The following is a 16,945-nucleotide window of genomic DNA, read 5'->3' on the forward strand; positions in this document are numbered from 1 at the left end:
AGACTACATTACGACGCATTATTCGATGTTCGACGAACATAGGAGAACGCGTGTCGGCTCCCACCTCCGCGAGATATCCCGTCTGGTTACTGGCCTTGTTCGTGGGCATGCTCGCCCTCGGCACCGACGAGTTCGTGATCTCGGGGATCCTGCCCGAGGTCGCGGCCGATCTCGGCGTGTCGCTCGGGTCCGCGGGACAGCTCGTCACCGCGTTCGCCCTCGCGTTCGCCCTCGGCGCGCCCGTGCTCGCGTTCCTCACCGACCGACTCGACCGCAAGAAGCTGTTGACCGCGGGGCTGCTCGTCTTCACGCTGGCCAACCTGGTGGTGGCGATCAGTGACGCGTTCGCGCTCACGCTGGGACTGCGCGTCGTCGCGGGCCTCGCGGCGGCCGTCGTGTCGCCGACCTGCATGGCGATCGCGGGCACAGCCGCGCCCGAGGGCCGCAACGGCCGCTACCTCGCGGTGGTGACGGCGGGGCTCACCGTCGCGTTGTTCACCGGTGTGCCGTTCGGCTCGTTTTTCGGCCACGCCCTCTCGTGGCGCGCCACGTTCGGGCTGATCGCCCTGGTCAGCGCGGTGGTCCTGGTACTGTGCCACTTCCTGACCCCGGCCGTTCCGGGAGGCACGACCACCGGCCTCGCCGCCCGGTTGTCCCCGATCCGCGACAGCCGCGTGTTGTTCCTCGTCGGCGCCATGTTCCTGTCGGGTTGCGGCGGGCTGATGTTCTACAACTACCTCGGCGGCATCTTCACGGCCCGGCTCAACGCCTCGGCGGCCAACGTCACCGCGGCCCTGCTGATCGTGGGGCTCGTCGGGGTGCTGGCGGTCCTCTTCGGAGGCATCCTCACCGACAAGACGGGACCGCGACGAGCCGCCACGTTCGTCCTCGGCGGACACTGCCTCGCGCTCGGTGGCCTGGCGCTCTACCTCGGCAACACCACGGGGAGCGTCACGCTCGCGATCTTCGTCCTCGTCGGGGTGTGGTCGATCTTCGCGTGGGCGTTGAGCCCCGTCATGCAGGCCGGCATCATGGCCGCCTCGCCGCAGCGGGCGATGTTGGCGATGTCGCTGGGTATCAGTGGCCTGTACGGCGGGAGCGCCGTCGGTGCCGCGGTCGGTGGCTATCTGCTCGACCAGCACGGCCCGGCGACGATCCCGGTGGTCGGCACCGTGTTCCTCGCCGTCGCCGTGGTGAGCGCCGTGCTGGGCACGCGCCCCGTCGCCGCGGCGACCGTGACCAATCCCGTTGCCACACAGCAGCCGACGGTCTGACCGGATGCTCGGGGAGCCGACGGGGGTTCACATCAGCTCCCCGAGCACCGTGCCCTCCTCTCGACGCTCCGGCGCCGGCTCAGCGGATCTTGCCGAGGGTGACCGTCAACAGCTCGGGATCGCCGTGGTTGACCTTGCCGCTGTGGTCCTCGTCCGGGTTCGCGCTGACGTCGTCGTAGGCGAACGCGTAACCCTTGCCGTCGGGCAGGTTCTCGTGCACGACGCGGGCGTAGTGGTTGGTGACCGGATGCTGGTAGAAGGTCGCCGGGTCCTCGCCGTGTGGCTGGTGGGGGTTGATCAGCAGCGTCGTCCGGTTGAAGGCCGCGGCGAGGCGGGGCACGATCGCCTTCCGTTCCTCGCTGTCGGTGTCCGGGTTGTTGGCGAACGGGCCGCTGTTGCATCCCCAGATGTCGGCCGTGGTCGGCCTGCCGAAACGTTCCGCGCCGAACACCAGGTCGTCGCCCTCCACACGGCCTTCGACAAGACCGATGTCGTCGCGCTGCGAGTCGATGATCAACGGTTCGTTCGCGTACTTCCGCCAGACCTGGTCGACGTAGTCGTCCAGGTATCCGGTGAACTCCTCCGCCCGGTGGTTCGGGTTGAGCACGCGGAGCACGGTCCCGTTCGCCTCCTGGACGCAGGCCGGCCACGCATCGCCCTGCTCCCGCAACGCCGAGGCGATGCGGTCGATCGCGCCGTCGGGCAGGCCGGGGACCTCCTGGGTCCCGCCCGCGTGCGCAAGGTGCAGACCCACCGGGGCGGCGACGAAGTCGACGTAGCTGATGTTGGCGTACAGCTGCTCGGCGTTGAGCGTGAACTCGGCGAAGGTCCAGTTCTTCCCGAAGTTGGGGTCGGCGTCGGAGACGAAGTTCGGATGCACGACCGCGGTTACGCCGTCGGCTCCCCGCACGGTGAAGAATTCGAGCTTGTCGTCGGTCACGAAGTAGACCCGCGCGCCGTACATGCGGGGCACCACGATCTCGGTCGACCCGTCTACCGGGACGGCGGGGTCCTCCCCGAGCGGCTGGGGCACGGAGCCGCTGGCCGTCGGGTAGTACACGCTGCCGTCGGGGCGGACGAACATCGCCCGTCCGTCCGCGTCCGCCTGACCGGTGATGTAGGCGTAGGCGGTTCTTCCGGAGTTGTTGACCAGCCGAAACCGCAGATTGTCCGGCGCGGCCGTCGCGAACGGGGCGGTCAGCGCTCCGGCCCACAGTGGCGAGCTGAGTGCCGCGGCCGAGATTCCGAGAAATTGCCGACGTGTGACCATGGGATTCCTCCACATGCCGCGTGTCGTGCCGACGAATGTGACAAGCCCGCAGTGTCCCGGCCCCTTCGGGGTGACGGTACCGCCGAAAGTCGTTCCACACGGAACGCACGGTCACCACTCCCGCCGGGCGGGGGACCCACCTTCGAGCGGGCCTGTTCGCCTTCTCGGTTGTGCTGTCGGCCGAGCCCGGTCCCGCTCGATGTCTTACGGGAACGCGGGCATCGCCACGACGGGGGCCTCAGAAGTCGCGTGAGGTCTCGGCGCCGGCACCGCCGACACGACGCAGATGGACCCGCCGGGACAGCCGAATACAGGGCCGGATGGCGAGCTGGATGCTTCCGAGCAGGAAGAGCCACGTGCCGATGAGAGTGGTGGAGTCCCAGAAGAACAGCACACTGCCCACCACGAACCACAGCGCGATGAGCAGGTCGTTACAGATACTGGCGATCTCGTAACGCCGACGCAGGATCAGTTCCTCGTGTCCGAACGTCACCGTCAGCGTGCCACTCCCATCGTCGGATTCCCGGATGTTCGGCATGTTCCCACGGTGCCAGCGGTCCCCCGCTGTCGCAGCGCTGCGCGGGTGAACGACCCGCCGGGAGTGCGCCCCTTCCGGTGATCACATCGGTATCGTCACCCGGAAGGGTGGAGCCCCAGCCGGGTGCCACCGCTTTCGTACGCCGAGCCGCACAAGCCCTGCCCGGCCGTGAACCTCCCCGATCTCCGCTTTCGAAATTCAGGTTTCATATTTCCGGAACGGGAGATAGCGGCGCCACGACGAGCACGACGACAAAGCAGCTCGCGTATCCAGCGCCATGCGTCCATTCGAGTTGTTCGATTGGTTGTTTTCCCTTCCGGGGCCCACACAGCTCGCTACCCTCCGAGCACGAGACGTAAAGCCGTGATGGGACATGGGGGGGGTGGCGGACCGCAGCTTTCTCGTTCCGGATAGCACCGAGGAGCGACTCAAGAAGCCAAAGACCTATCACAAGATGCCGGTCGACCGATCCGAACAGATCATCCCGAAGTCCGTGGAACCATCCGCCCAGTGAGCCCGTCCAAAAAACCGGTTCCGCGGAAACCGACAACGAGGACGGCTACGAGAACCGTTCCTTCCCCGGGGGAAAAGGGCTGGACCATGAGTAACGATTCGTTGGTCGCGCCGGTGGAGTCGACTCGTAAGGCGTGGACCGGCGCCAGCTTGGCCGACAGCGTCGAGGGCCTGGTCACCTCGATCCAAAGCGGGGACTGGGTCTCCGGGGCACTGGCCGGGGTGGGGTTGGGGCTGGAGGTCACCTCCACCGTCCTGGATCCGTTCAGCGCGTTGTTGTCCAACGGGCTGGGCTGGGCCATGGAGTACTTCGAGCCGCTGCGGAAGGTCCTCGACGAGCTGACCGGCATGCCCGACGTGGTGGCTTCCCACGCCGCGACGTGGAACAACATGGCCACGGAACTGGCGGCCATGGCCGAGGACCTCTCCTCCAGCCTGGAAAGCGACCTGCCCGACTGGCAGGGCGGGGCGGCCGAGGCCTACCAGACGATGATGTCCAACAACGTCGACGCCATCGGAGGGCTGTCGGCGATCTCGGCCGCGATGGCCTCGGCCACCGAAGGCGCGGGTGGTCTGGTGCAGATGACCCGCGACATCGTGCGCGATCTAATCGCCGACCTGGTGGCGCGGGTGGTCGTGTGGGCGGCCGAGGCGATCTTCGTGGTGACGATCCCGGTGGTCGCGGCCCAGATCGCCTCCGCGGTGGCCAAGTGGGCCGGCCGCATCTTCTCCTTCGTCACCAGTCTGATCGACAGCCTGACCAACCTGAGCAAGCTTTTAAACGGCTGAGGGGGAGCTCGTGGCCAAGCCGAAAGGAAACACCGGGGGCACCACCAAACCACACGGAGACACCACCACCCACGGCGACAACGGAGGACAAAGACACAGACCCTCCCAACGCATGGGCAACATCGACGCCAGCTCCAGCGTCTCCAAAGCCCAAGACGCCACCTACCAAGCCGCCCAAGGCGGCCGCCCCGGCAACAACAAACCCAACACCAACACCACCACCCCCTCCAACACGACAACAACACCGTCGAAAACCACTCCGGCGGAACTCGACCAACCCGAGAACTCGTCTCCACGGAAACCCGGCGACAGCAGCGGTCAGCATCCCGCGAACCAGGACGGCCCCGGCCAGAAGTCCGAAGGGAACGAGAAGACCGAAAAAGGCGACACCGACCCCATCGACGTCGTCTCCGGACAGGTACTCGATTCCGCCGAGGACCTCACACTCCCCGGCCAATTGCCGTTGATCCTGCGACGTGCTTACGCCTCCGGTTACGACGGTGGCCAGTTCTTCGGCCCCGGTTGGTCGTCGACACTGGATCAACGCATCGAGGTGTCCGACGACGCAATCCGGTATTTCGGGGACGACGCGCAAGTTCTTCGCTACCCGAAGCCCACCGAGCCCGGACAACGTGTGTATCCGGCTCACGGGGCGCGATGGCCCTTGCTCTGGGACGCCGACGGCACGGTTCGGATCGAAGACCCCCACGCGGGTTTGACCCGCCACTTCGCCGCCACCGAGGAATCTCGCCGTGTCAGGCCGATCTCGGCGATGACCAACCGGAACGGCCACCGCATCACTTACCTGTACGACGAGTCCGGCGCCCCGGTGGAAGTCCGTCACGCCGGGGGTTACCGAGTCGCGGTTGACACCGTCCAAACCGAGTCCGGCACGCGAATCGCGGGGCTGCGACTGCTCACTCGTGAGCCCGACAGCCCGGGGATCACCATCCTGCGGTACGGCTACGACCCCGGCGGCCGACTGAGCGAGATCGTGGACTCCTCGGGAGTCCCCCATCGCTACGAGTACGACGACGCCTCCCGGATCACCGCATGGATCGACCGCTCGGGCGGACGGTATCGCTATGAGTACGACGACGCCGGACGCGCCATCCGAGGAACGGGCCCCAACGGGTTCCTCTCCACCAGCCTGCACTACGACAACCGGCGTCGAATCACCACGGTCACCAACAGCCTGGGCCATTCCACCGAATACCACTACGACGCCCACCAGCACGTGGTCAAGATCGTCGATCCGCTCGGGCACACCACGACCATGGAGCGCGACCGGTTCGGCAGGGTGCACGCCAGAACGGACGCGTTGGGCAACACCACCCGGTACGAATACGACGATCACGGCAACGTCGTACGCGTCATCCTGGCCGACGGGACCACCGCGACCACCGACTACAACGACCACCATCAGCCGGTCCGCGTCGTCGGCCCCGACGGTGCCGAGTGGCGTTACACCTACGACGAGCGTGGCAACATCACCGCCACCACAGACCCCACCGGCGCGACAACGACGTACACCTACGACCGACGTGGTTTGCTCGCCGGGTTCACCGATGCGCTGGGGAACACCACGCGAGTACAGTCCGACGCACTCGGACTGGTCGAACGCATAGACGATCCCGCGGGCGGGTTCCTGCGATACCAACGAGACGTGTTCGGCCGCATCACCGAGGCGGTCGATGCCACGGGCCGCACGACACGATACGGATGGACCATCGAAGGCCTCCCCGCTTGGCGGGAGGAGCCGGACGGTTCCCGTGAGCGTTGGAGCTACGACGCGTCGGGCAACGCCATCGCGTACCAGTCCACGTCCGGACACTGGACCACCTTCACCTACACGCACTTCCATCTCCCCACCTCACGCACCGGGCGTGACGGCGGGCGCTACGAATTCACCTACGACAGCGAACTACGGCTGGTCTCGGTCACCAACCCACAAGGCCTCGAATGGCGTTACGAATACGACGCCGCGGACCGGTTGATCGCCGAAACCGACTTCAACGGCCGCCGTGTCTCCTACTCCCCCGACGCCAACGGCAACCTCGTCGAACGCGTCAACGGCGCGGGCCAACGCGTGCGGTACCAGCGGGACGCGTTCGGTCGAGTCGTCAAGCGGTGGGTGGGCGACCGGATCACCACCTTGACCTACGACCGGGCGGGACGACTCGTGCACGCCGTGGGCCCGGAAGCCCGCGTCGATCTGGTACGGGACCCGGTCGGACGCACGATCAGCGACAGCGTCAACGGGCACGCGGTCGTCAGCGAATTCGACGCCGTCGGACGGCGCATCGCGCGCACCACACCGAGCGGGACGACCTCGCGCTGGGACTACAACAGCGTGGGACAACCGGTCTCCTTCTCCAACCATGCCGGTTCGCTGCGCTTCACCTACGACTCCTCGGGCCGAGAGATCACACGCGCCATGGGCGACGCCGCGGTGCTGACCCAGTCGTGGGACCTGGCCGGGCGACTCGCCAGCCAGACGATCACGACCACCGCACGTTCCCGATCGCCTATGGCCACGGCCGACGGACGTCGTGTCATCCAGCACCGCGCCTACCAATACCGCCCGGACGGCACCCCCTTACGCATCGACGACCAACTCCGGGGCGAACGCACCTACAGCCTCGACCAGGTCGGTCGCGTCGCCGCCGTACATGCCGCGAGTTGGCGTGAGCAATACGCCTACGACTCCGCCGGAAACCCCACGTCGTGGCACGTCACCGGCTCGCTCGCGAACGACGAGAACGACGGCCGACGCGAATTCACCGGAACGCTCGTGCGGCGCGCCGGACGAACGGTGTACGAGCACGACGGTCAAGGCCGTGTGATTCGCCGGACCCGTCGCACCCTGTCCGGCAAGGAGAAGACCTGGCGCTACGTCTGGGACGCCGACGACCGGCTCACCGACGTCACCACCCCCGACGGCACGCGATGGCACTACTGTTACGACCCACTCGGGCGCCGGATCGCCAAGCAACGCCTGGATGAGGACGGAAACCCGGTCGAGGAGACACTCTTCTTCTGGGACGGCACCGTCCTTGCCGAGCAGTCCACACGGAATCCGGACGGTTCGGATTCGACCCGCACCTGGGATTACGCCCCCGAGACGTTCCGTCCCGTCGCCCAGACCGATCAGTCCCGCGCGGACGATCAGGAAGCGGTCGACACCGCTTTCTACGCCATCGTCACCGACCTGATCGGGACTCCCACGGAGCTGATCGACCGGGATGGACAGATCGCCGCCGCCCCCACGACCGCGTTGTGGGGGCAGGAAGTCCGGGACGACCACGCGCTCGTCGATTGTCCACTCCGGTTCCCCGGCCAGTACTACGACGCCGAGACCGGCTGGCACTACAACTACACCAGATACTACGACGCGAACACCGGGCACTACACGAGCCCGGACCCGCTCGGCTTGGACGCGGGACCCAACCAGCACGCCTACGTCGAGAACCCGTTGGCGTGGTGGGACCCGCTCGGTTTAAAGAAATCCGATGCGGAAATGCTCGCCGATGCCAAGGCGATCCATGAAGCCGTCAAAGTCGGAAAGTCTGAGATCGGCGCGAGAATAGCTTACAACGGAATGACCGTGGCCACCGGCGAATTCGACGGACGCTACGTCTACACCGTCAATCAAAACCTGACCTCCCCGGCCATGCGAGAAGTAGCGGCAAAACTCGGGTACGAACGAATATCCGGCAAGAAGTACACCGGGCCGAATCAGACCGATGCGGAACAGATCATGCTCAACGCCTACGACAAAGGCGATTTGACACTGAACAACGGAACTTCGGGACGTATCGCTCCCTCGCGTCCCGCCTGCGGCCCCAAACGGCAGGACTGTCGGGGCAGGATAGCCGGGTACCCGAACATCACGCTGATAGAATGACCGACATGCTGCTTTGGGATAGGGAAATGGCCTCGGTGCGGCCCCAGCTCGGCCAACTGACGCCCACGCAACGCTACGCGGCCGCCGTGCAAGCGATCGAAAACACGATGGCCTCGTTCGACCCGCCTATTCCCGACAGTCCGGCCGGCCAGCTCCTGCAGCAATGCTTCGATATCGCTCGTTCCGCGGTGAACGGAAATCACGCGGGGTTGGCGCTGCCCGACGGCGCCGAGGAAGAACTGACATCCATCGTGGCCGAAGGAGCGGAGCCGGGGATCGCGCCCCTCGTCCTCGCCGTCGCCAACTGCTTCGGCCTCCCGGAAGACGGCATGGAAGCCGAACACCTGTACACCGTGCTGAACTATTGCTATGCGGCTGTCGTCGACCGCGCAGGCCTGGAAGAAGGAACGCTGGAGGAAGAACTTAACAACCCGCAATGTCGCGCGGCCATCACCATGCAGAAGGAACTGATCACCGGCTGACGGTCTCCAAGGCCCGGTAGGCCATGGAGACCGTATGCGAGTGGCGGCCCCGCATGTACCGGAAGGGTGATCCACGACTTCCGGTCGCCACCGCGGACGCCACTCGCCCAGGGACCTCACCCTTGGCATGAAGTCCCCACTCGTTCGTTACCCGTGTATCCGTGACAGCGTCTCGCACTTTATCTTCCGGTCATAGCAGAGACTGCTACGCCAACTACCATTCACTTCAACAACGCCGTCCGATGAAAACGAAATCCGCAAAGAACAGCTTCTCGACCGAGCGAAAGAACAAACCCGAACCGCAAACGAAGTCACAGAACTCCACCCGAGAATCACAAAACGGATGGCACCGCTTCGAACGAAGTGGTAGTCGGAAGTGAACCAGTCTCCGAGGATACGGATATCCGAAAAGGCGCGAGACCGTGTGCCCCCTCCCCCGCCTCCCCTGGAGACGTCGACTCCGACCAGCCCCATCTCATGGCACACCCGTCGCCGAGCCGGACACGGGAAGCTCTTGAGCTCCCCGCCGCGACAAGCGCTCATCCGGGCGCACTCGTTGTTTTCGAAACGACCACACCGGAGCGTATCGGTCAGTAAACTGCCCCCGCAGATCAAGGAGGCCCCCATTGACGTACGACCGCAGTGTCCGCGCGCGCCCGATCAAGCTGGCCCTGGCCACATTGCTGGTGGCCGGCACGACAGCCGGGTGTTCCCAGACGATCTCGGGTGAGGCGAGTGCCGACTCGGCCGGTGCGCCGCCGTCGTCTCCCATGACCTCCGAAAGCGAGGAGCAAACCACCGAACCGGCACAATCATCCGTGGTCTACCACCCGACCCTGGAGCCGTTGCTCCCGGCGCTGGAGCAGATGCGGCAGTGGGACCCCTGCGCGATCCACGACATCGACGCGGCCGAGAAAATCTTCGGCGGGCCGACGAACTACCTCGTGCCGATCTCACGTATCGACAGCTGCGATCTGTCGATCGACCACAAGGCCGGAAACGAAGCACTGACCGTGGAGATCGCGCTGACCCGCGAACTACTGGAGCTCTACCGGTCGGGAAGGCTGGAGGACGAGTCGCTGGCCGAACCCATCCCGGTGTATCAGAGCAAGCCCCCGGAAGAGGGTGTCGCGACCTTCGGCACTTCCTGCAGCATGTTCTACGAGGTGGCCGATCCGTACGGGATCAAGCTGGACGTCCTGGCCGTCGACGAGACGCCGCGGGATCAGCTCTGCACCTACGCGGAGGAGTACTTCACCGCCGTGGCACCGAAGATCGTCGATCCGCCGTTGGCGACGGACGGCCTCAGCACTCCCCAAAGGACGATGCTGGGCACCGATCCCTGCCTGGGAACGATCCCCGTCCTGGAGAAGTACCCGAAGGACGACGCCGGGTACGAGACCTACGTCGTCAAGGAGTCGCCCTACCACTGCGCCGTCGAGAGCGACGCCGGGTTCGGCTTGAAAGGCTACGAGGTCGCCTACGACATCTTCGTCGGCGTAGCCACGGACGCCAGGGACATCACCTTCGGAGAGGACTTCCCGGCCCACGTGGATGAAGGCATCACGTGCCAGTACCAGGTCTTCGTCGACCCGTCGATCAAGTTCAATGTGGACGATCCCGACTGGCCGGGTGCCTCGCCGGGAATTCTGATCGGGATGAACGAGTGCGACGACGAACTGGCCGAACAAATGTTCCTCAAGCTGATCGACCAGGAGATCCCTCCCGAGATCACCCCCAGCCCCGACGCGATCAAACTGGGCAAGTACCGCTGAGGTGGCCGGGTCGGAGCCAAGAGGAAAATCCATCACTTAACCATTTCGGCCATCAGACAAACCGGCAAGGTCCTCAAATCCACTGAGTCCTCGGACAACAGTCACCCGACTGCTGACCCGAGGACTCATCCAAAGCAAGTAACAGAAGCGCATGCCACTGGCTTGCAGATCTTACCAGTAAGAGTCACAGACGGAAGCCACAACACGAAAATCACATTGATAAATATTTTTCGATGCGGAGCAATCAGATTAGGGGACCGTATCGCGCCTTGGAAGCTACGAAATTCATCTTTATTTCCCACCCTCCCAATAACACTCCGAAGACACGAACTAATTTCTATGAATCCACTGCTTACCTTCTGCAGCAATACCTTCGAGAACATGTAGAGCCTGGTCGAACCCAAAAGACTCGAGCGTTAGATTTGTTAGATCTTCCGGCCTCTCCTGATCCTTGGAATCTGTTTCCAACAGAGCTGGATCCTCGTCCACAACCTTTATTTTTCTCGGCTCTCCGTTGACCAAAGTCAACTCCAAGCTATGAGGAGTATCCCCACTCGTGATAACTCGCACTGAGGCGACCGCATCGAAACGATAATTTGTTCGCTCAAAACCGTTCAACTGAGACCTCTCGAAGTCTAGCTCAGCCCCAACCTCTCGCACTCCGTCAGCGGTTATCAAGAACAAAAGCATGCTGTACCGAGAATAACGCCACGGACCATATGAGACCCTGGCCCTACGATAAGTTTTAGAAGGAGACTGAAGGAACGTGTAAGCAATAATATCCCTCCACGCCAACTTGTATTCCTTTAAGGCGTGGTCAAGGAAGATTGTCTTGTCAGCATTGAGCCAACGTTCCATTTGTTCATCGGTCGGCTTAGCATGCTCCACCTTACCCTTCCAGCGCCTGTACTCTTTCTCCCGGTTGGCAATTTCTTGCGCATAGTTTTCGAGGTCATCGTCATATCGAATTTTCTCTAGATAAATTGACAAAAAAAGCTGCACAGAAATACCGCCAGAGATGATTAACGCCACTGTTGTCAATCCCGAAAGGACAGGTTCCGCTTCAAAAGCAGATTGAACGACAAAAGACATGCCGGCGAGCGCAAAGAAGATTCCTACGCAGCACTGGAACTTTATTTTGAACGGCGTCCAGTACCGTTCGCGATACTGAAACAGCACGCCTTCTTGCCACTTCTTTCGAACATCACGAACCAGATATCGAGCCAACCATTTAACACTTTCTGGACGAACGCTTTCATTCGAATATAGTTCAATTAATTCGTTTTGGAGAGATCTGCGGACCCCCCTGGTGTCTGCAAACCAAGACTTTCGTTCTGCCTCATCACGGGGAGCATACTTGTAAAAATAGTAGTCAAAGAATTGAACTATGCGCCTGGAGAAATTGTCATCATGCGAGGGTGGAAAACTTACAACTCCGGCAAACTCGTGCTCCTTTCTTCGTAGACGACCTGCTCGAAATTCCCATTCAGCAGCATTTCTAATCCCTACATATAAGCCTCCCATTGCCAGCGGAAAGGCAAATAAAGGAAGCAAACTTCCAGCGGAAAACACTCCCCAGGACAAGTACCCAAACGCGGCAGCAAAAGCTATTGTGGAAAATGCTAAATTAATTTTTTCCGAGAAAGAACTGGACACCAACTCCGGGTAAACAGCCAGTGGAGTGGCAGGATCCGGCTCGAAGAACGCCCATACTCGGTCTTTGCGTTCTTTTTCGGCTGCCACACGATGAGCAGCATCACGCATGTCCGCCCACAACGCGTCCTTGAGTGTTCCATTTAAGAACATCCCGAGATGCTCACCAATCAAGACACGTTGACGATCCGGCAATTCACGCAGCGCCTTTAACTCGGCTTCCGGATCTGACTCCGGGTCTTCCATCCTATTCAACAAGGAACAAATAACATCTATCCCCTGTTTCCATTCGTCTTCAGGATAATCGACCAATAACGCTTGCGCGTGACGTAGCTCCTCTTTCTCATCGCGACCAAGTTCACGATACGACCGTTTACCGAGTTTCGCTAGAAACCAATAAAACCTAGATTCACTGTTGTCATACCCCTCAGCTATTGCCTCGCTTATTAATTCGCTTGCCTTGGAGGGAAGTCCTCCTTTCAAATGGTTTACCCCTTTGCGAAACTTTTCATCAGCAGGCATGTCGGGGGAATTCATGTAAACTGTGGAGTTGTGCACCTGCTCCGCTTGTATGCCAACCGTTGAGTTATCAGTAGCCGTGTTGTGCGTCTCTGGTTTCCGAACGGACATCAAATCCCCCGAATAGCCGCGATCGCAGTAGCAACCTTTGCCGCCAGCTCTGCCATATCCCCGATGAGGCCTCGCAAGCGCTTGAGTGCGAGCATGACGGTGCTCTTTCCTTCGGGCGTATCACGTTTCAACGCTTCGCTAGCCAGGTTCAATTCCGCTTGTGCTGCTTCGTACGTGTCATCGTCAAGGTTTCCATTTGAGTGTTCCCTAACAACCAATTGACGAAGCGCAGTGAGTTGTTCAGCCAAACTTCTATTTGTCGAGTGTTCACTGTCGACACTCATCACGACCGTGCTATTAGTAACGTGTCCAGCTTGAATACCTACTGGGCCAGTCGCGTTATTATTGACCGTATTCCTACCTTGCATCCTGCTCCCCGCCCACGTTTCGGAAGTTTCCTCTGCGATCAGTTCCTGCGCAAGCCTGGCAGCGAAAGCCGCCGCGTTTTCCGCAGCACGCGGTTGCCAATCCGCTATATCGGTTTCAGTCTTGCTGCCGTCCGCGCGGTCGCTGATGCCTCTCACCACAGCCACTTGTGAACCATTCAAATGGCCTGCCTGCGCAACTCCGGCTGCCTCCATTTCGATCGCAATCGCGTCATTGTAATGTTGGCGAATCCATTGCGCCTCATAGGAGATACGCGAGTCGTGAACAATTTCTCCTGCGGCGATAGCGCCGAAGTGGACCTTCGGTTCAGTATCTCGTTGAAGATCGCGCCACCAGTCCCCGTTCATGGCTAAGTGATATGAGATCTGAAGCAGACCGTGTGTCATCTCCCAGACTCGGGGACGCGCTTTGAGTCCATCATCTTCGCTCGTACCCCCGTGGTACGCATAGATGTGCGTCGCTACTACCACATCCCCCAATTTTGTTTTTTCCCATAGCCCCCCGGCCACACCAACAAAAATGACAGCGATCGGTGCAAATTCTGTTATCGCACGCTCAGCAAGTACGGCAGCTGCATGATTCCCCTTGCCCACCAGTCCCAGAGCGATTCTGCACCTCGTGCCCTGGAGGGTTCCCACCTCGAACCGAGTTCCTGCTACATGACGGTGTATCTGCGTGTTCGCCATTCGTCGACGAACGGCCGCATATTCCAAGTCCAAGGCGGTGAGAATCACCACCACCTTGTCGTTCATTGCTTTTCCTCCCCAGTTCCCGTGCGTTCGGGACGCACAATCGGCGGATTGAGCACCGTGCACGGACCTGCTCGGAAAACGCGTGCGGGTCGTCCTCTTGCCGTACGCCGCACCGATCCGGTGGCGACGATGAATCCCGGAACTCCTTGGACCTTGCGGTAGAAATTCCGCGGATCGAGCTGGACCCCCCAGACTGCCTCGTACACTCGCTGCAGGTCGGCAATCGTGAACGTGCTTCCGCAGAAAGCTGTCGCCAGGGCGGTACGCTCGAGTTTTTCCCTAGCACGCTCGACGCCATCGACAAGGATGTCGTAATGGTCGAAGGCCAAGGTGCGTCTCCGACACAGCACCTCTTGGACAGGCACCCAGCTAGCTCCCGCGGCATCAGTACCTGGTGCAGGCTCCGGCAATCCCGGCGCGATCGCTAGATAGGCCACCGAAACGATACGGCCTCGAGGATCTCGTCCCGGATCACCGTAAGTTCCGATCTGTTCGAGGTGTAGCTGAGAGCCGTTCAACCCAGCTTCTTCGAGCAACTCGCGGTGGGCTGCTTCCTTCAATCCCTCGTCTGAGTTGTTGAGAAAGCCACCGGGCAGAGCCCAAGCACCCCGGTACGGCTCTACTCCGCGTTCCACGAGCAGTACCTGCAGGAGCGAGTCCCTGAGGGTCAGGATCACCAGGTCGACGGCCAGCAGAACAGAAGGCGGGGTCCACCGATCTTCGGACATGGACCGGGAGGCTACTTTATTGTCTATCTGACAGAAAGTGGCTTGAGTTCACATCACCCGATAAGGCGAATGGCTTCGGGCGGGCACCTGCCGTATTCATCCGAAGTTGGGGGCCGGGCCGACATCCCCTTCAGACCGGCATTCCATCGCGTAACAGCGAGTCCCCAGCCCCAATGACATCCCGAACCGCGGAAGCCCCTACCCCCGCGCCGTCCTCGTCTCGTCGGCATCGCGCCGGAGTGACCAGACCGTCGTGAGGAGAACGGCCACGGCTCCCACGGCCGTCGCCGCGGACACCGCCCCCGACGGGGTCTCGACCGCGATCCATCCCAGGCCCCACGCCACGGCGGCGGCGAAGCCCACCACCGGACGCAGGCGCACCGTGGCGAGTGCCGCGATTGCCGCCGCGCCGAGTGCGACCACCACCGCGAGGATCGTGGCCACGGTCGAGGAGAACGTGACACCGAGCGCGGCACCGGTCGTCGCCGCGCCGGTCACGGTCGCCACCGTGACCCACCCCGCGTAGATGCCCACCGGCGTGTGCAGCAGAAGCCGGTCGGCCCACCCCTCGGCCGGCCGAGCCGCCAGGCGCGCCAACGCGACGCAGAGCACGACGAGCAACGCCACGATGATCACTTGCGCGGGCACGAACCCTCGCTGGGTGAACGCCACGACCCATGCCGCGTTCAACATTCCGGCCGCGACGAGCCACCAGCCGACACTGCGCTGCACGTCCCGTCGTCGCTGGCGCGGGAGAACGGCCCGCACCGCCAACGCGATGCCGAGGACGTAAATGAGGCTCCAGATGGAGAAGGCGGTACCGCCGGGCAGCAGGATGGTGGGATACGCCCTCGCCACCGAACCCACCGGTTCACCCCACGCTCCGCTGCCGCCGATGGCCCCGGCCACCGTCTGCAGGATCATCGCGGCCAGCAGCGCGAAGGCACGCATCGCGTCGCTGACGCCTGCCTTGGCTCGGGTGCTTTCGTCACCACGCACGAACACACCACCCCCATCGCTTGCGGACTCGTCGGCGCGGCCGCACGGTCGCCCTCATGGGAGCGGGTGCTCGCTCGACCATCGAGGTATTGCCGGTGTGGATCCGTGCCGAGACGGCGGATACGGCATGCCCGAAGGATTACCCGCGTGCCTCGGGCCGAAACGGCCTCGACACTCGGTCCCGCACCGGTGTCTCAGATCCGCTCGGCCAGCTTCTCGATGAGGTCGCGGCACTCCAGCGGACCGAGCCACTCGGGTGGGATCGCCTCCGCCCCGTATCGCGCGCCGAGGAGGTTGCCCGTCAGGGAACCGGTCGAGTCCGAGTCGCCGGAGTGGTTCACCGCGACACGCACCCCCTCCCGCAGATCCGGCGCGCACAGCGCCGCGCACACCGCGATGGCCAGCGCCGACTCACCGGTCCATCCACCGCCGAGACGCTGCTCGATCACTTCCGGCTCCGGGACGCCGGTCCGGGCCAGGGACACCGCCGCCCGCACGGCCCGCTCGGTCTCCCCACGGTCGCCCTCGGAAGCGACTTCGCGAAGGGCCGCGAGACCGGCCTCGACCGCCTCCTCGACCGACGCGCTCGCCACCAGGGCACGCACCATGACGGCGAAGGCCCCGGCGGACAAGTAGCCGGAGGGATGCTGGTGGGTCAACCGGGCCAGATTCCCGGCGAGCGTGAAGACCTCCCGGTCGGACGCCTCGGGCTCCGCCACGAGAGCCACCGGGGCGACCCGCATGACGCCGCCGCAGCCCTTGGAGTCGTTGACCTCCTGCTGTCCCGCGGCGATCTTTCCCAGGGCCGAAAGACACGTCAGACCGGGGGCACGGCGAGCATGCAGGCGTTCGTCGTGGACGAGTTCACCGCTGCGCCTCGCCACCCCACCGCCCTGGGTGGCGTACCAGTCGAGGTAGGCGAGCCGCACTTCCTCCACCGGGTCGGTGCCCCGCTCCCGTGCGCGGAGCAGCCCTTCCAGGGTGAACAGCGTCATCTGGGTGTCGTCGGTGATCGCGCCGAGGCCGTAACCGCCGCGGGCGGTGTAGTCGGTGATGCCCCGAGGCCCGAAGTCCCGCTCGATGTGCTGCCAGGAACGGAACTCGACGGGAGCTCCCAGTGCGTCCCCGGCGGCCCCGGCCAGCAGGCAACCCCGCGCGCTGTCAGTGTCGATCATGACGCTTTCACCTCGTTCCCCTGCCCGAACGGACGATACCCCGCTCGGACCGTGTGCCGACGCCCACGACCGC

At 63.0% G+C, this 16,945-nt stretch carries 12 protein-coding genes; 5 read left to right on the top strand and 7 right to left on the bottom strand.

All coding sequences use genetic code 11. The features are described 5' to 3' along the window. The first annotated feature begins 50 nt into the window (after positions 1 to 50). On the top strand, positions 51 to 1,274 hold the full coding sequence (locus SACGLDRAFT_RS14605; RefSeq protein WP_005465570.1) for an MFS transporter: 1,224 nt from the start codon (positions 51 to 53) through the stop codon (positions 1,272 to 1,274). A gap of 79 nt (positions 1,275 to 1,353) precedes the next feature. Here the strand turns inward: SACGLDRAFT_RS14605 and SACGLDRAFT_RS14610 are convergent, their stop codons facing one another. Then, positions 1,354 to 2,544, bottom strand: a complete 1,191-nt coding sequence (locus SACGLDRAFT_RS14610) for a glycoside hydrolase family 64 protein (RefSeq protein WP_005465572.1) — start codon at positions 2,542 to 2,544, stop codon at positions 1,354 to 1,356. A 238-nt stretch (positions 2,545 to 2,782) separates the two neighbouring features. Further along, the gene (locus SACGLDRAFT_RS14615; RefSeq protein ID WP_005465573.1) at positions 2,783 to 3,082 is read right to left on the bottom strand and encodes a YrhK family protein; all 300 of its coding nucleotides are present in this window, start codon (positions 3,080 to 3,082) and stop codon (positions 2,783 to 2,785) included. 600 nt (positions 3,083 to 3,682) lie between these two features. Here SACGLDRAFT_RS14615 and SACGLDRAFT_RS14620 point away from each other — a divergent pair. The 4 genes from SACGLDRAFT_RS14620 to SACGLDRAFT_RS14635 all read left to right on the top strand — a co-directional run bounded on the left by SACGLDRAFT_RS14620 (position 3,683) and on the right by SACGLDRAFT_RS14635 (position 10,548). Beyond that, a complete protein-coding gene (locus SACGLDRAFT_RS14620) occupies positions 3,683 to 4,384 on the top strand; it encodes a WXG100 family type VII secretion target (RefSeq protein ID WP_005465574.1) in 702 nt (233 codons plus the stop codon). Between the two features lie 112 nt (positions 4,385 to 4,496). Then, positions 4,497 to 8,291 carry an RHS repeat-associated core domain-containing protein gene (locus tag SACGLDRAFT_RS14625; protein ID WP_051036215.1) on the top strand — a complete coding sequence of 1,265 codons (3,795 nt, stop codon included), beginning with the start codon at positions 4,497 to 4,499 and terminating at the stop codon, positions 8,289 to 8,291. Beyond that, positions 8,288 to 8,773, top strand: coding sequence for a hypothetical protein (locus SACGLDRAFT_RS14630; protein ID WP_005465576.1), 486 nt, complete (start codon positions 8,288 to 8,290; stop codon positions 8,771 to 8,773). The genes SACGLDRAFT_RS14625 and SACGLDRAFT_RS14630 overlap by 4 nt, the downstream gene beginning before the upstream one ends. Positions 8,774 to 9,399: 626 nt before the next feature. Continuing rightward, entirely contained in the window at positions 9,400 to 10,548 is a 1,149-nt protein-coding gene (locus SACGLDRAFT_RS14635; protein ID WP_005465578.1) for a hypothetical protein, read from the top strand. A gap of 330 nt (positions 10,549 to 10,878) precedes the next feature. Here SACGLDRAFT_RS14635 and SACGLDRAFT_RS22000 read toward each other — a convergent pair whose 3' ends face one another. From SACGLDRAFT_RS22000 to SACGLDRAFT_RS14645, 5 genes are all read right to left on the bottom strand, one after another. Beyond that, a complete protein-coding gene (locus tag SACGLDRAFT_RS22000) occupies positions 10,879 to 12,738 on the bottom strand; it encodes a hypothetical protein (RefSeq protein WP_232283971.1) in 1,860 nt (619 codons plus the stop codon). A gap of 92 nt (positions 12,739 to 12,830) precedes the next feature. After that, positions 12,831 to 13,970, bottom strand: coding sequence for a 5'-methylthioadenosine/S-adenosylhomocysteine nucleosidase family protein (locus SACGLDRAFT_RS22005; RefSeq protein WP_005465580.1), 1,140 nt, complete (start codon positions 13,968 to 13,970; stop codon positions 12,831 to 12,833). After that, entirely contained in the window at positions 13,967 to 14,698 is a 732-nt protein-coding gene (locus SACGLDRAFT_RS22010) for an NUDIX hydrolase (protein WP_005465581.1), read from the bottom strand. Before SACGLDRAFT_RS22010 ends, SACGLDRAFT_RS22005 begins: the two co-directional genes overlap by 4 nt. A gap of 198 nt (positions 14,699 to 14,896) precedes the next feature. Continuing rightward, entirely contained in the window at positions 14,897 to 15,697 is an 801-nt protein-coding gene (locus SACGLDRAFT_RS14640; RefSeq protein WP_232283972.1) for a tryptophan-rich sensory protein, read from the bottom strand. Positions 15,698 to 15,891: 194 nt separating this feature from the next. Continuing rightward, positions 15,892 to 16,872, bottom strand: a complete 981-nt coding sequence (locus SACGLDRAFT_RS14645) for an ADP-ribosylglycohydrolase family protein (RefSeq protein WP_005465583.1) — start codon at positions 16,870 to 16,872, stop codon at positions 15,892 to 15,894. Between the last annotated feature and the right edge of the window lie 73 nt (positions 16,873 to 16,945).

Origin of the sequence: Saccharomonospora glauca K62 (assembly GCF_000243395.2) — a bacterium.
GTDB lineage: Bacteria > Actinomycetota > Actinomycetes > Mycobacteriales > Pseudonocardiaceae > Saccharomonospora > Saccharomonospora glauca.

What these genes read in the sequence shown, in the direction of transcription:
- SACGLDRAFT_RS14610 (WP_005465572.1), bottom strand. Translation starts at nt 2,544, where the DNA reads ATGGTCACACGTCGGCAATTTCTCGGAATCTCGGCCGCGGCACTCAGC.
- SACGLDRAFT_RS14615 (WP_005465573.1), bottom strand. Translation starts at nt 3,082, where the DNA reads ATGCCGAACATCCGGGAATCCGACGATGGGAGTGGCACGCTGACGGTG.
- SACGLDRAFT_RS14620 (WP_005465574.1), top strand. Translation starts at nt 3,683, where the DNA reads ATGAGTAACGATTCGTTGGTCGCGCCGGTGGAGTCGACTCGTAAGGCG.
- SACGLDRAFT_RS14625 (WP_051036215.1), top strand. Translation starts at nt 4,497, where the DNA reads ATGGGCAACATCGACGCCAGCTCCAGCGTCTCCAAAGCCCAAGACGCC.
- SACGLDRAFT_RS14630 (WP_005465576.1), top strand. Translation starts at nt 8,288, where the DNA reads ATGACCGACATGCTGCTTTGGGATAGGGAAATGGCCTCGGTGCGGCCC.
- SACGLDRAFT_RS22000 (WP_232283971.1), bottom strand. Translation starts at nt 12,738, where the DNA reads ATGAATTCCCCCGACATGCCTGCTGATGAAAAGTTTCGCAAAGGGGTA.
- SACGLDRAFT_RS22005 (WP_005465580.1), bottom strand. Translation starts at nt 13,970, where the DNA reads ATGAACGACAAGGTGGTGGTGATTCTCACCGCCTTGGACTTGGAATAT.
- SACGLDRAFT_RS22010 (WP_005465581.1), bottom strand. Translation starts at nt 14,698, where the DNA reads ATGTCCGAAGATCGGTGGACCCCGCCTTCTGTTCTGCTGGCCGTCGAC.
- SACGLDRAFT_RS14645 (WP_005465583.1), bottom strand. Translation starts at nt 16,872, where the DNA reads ATGATCGACACTGACAGCGCGCGGGGTTGCCTGCTGGCCGGGGCCGCC.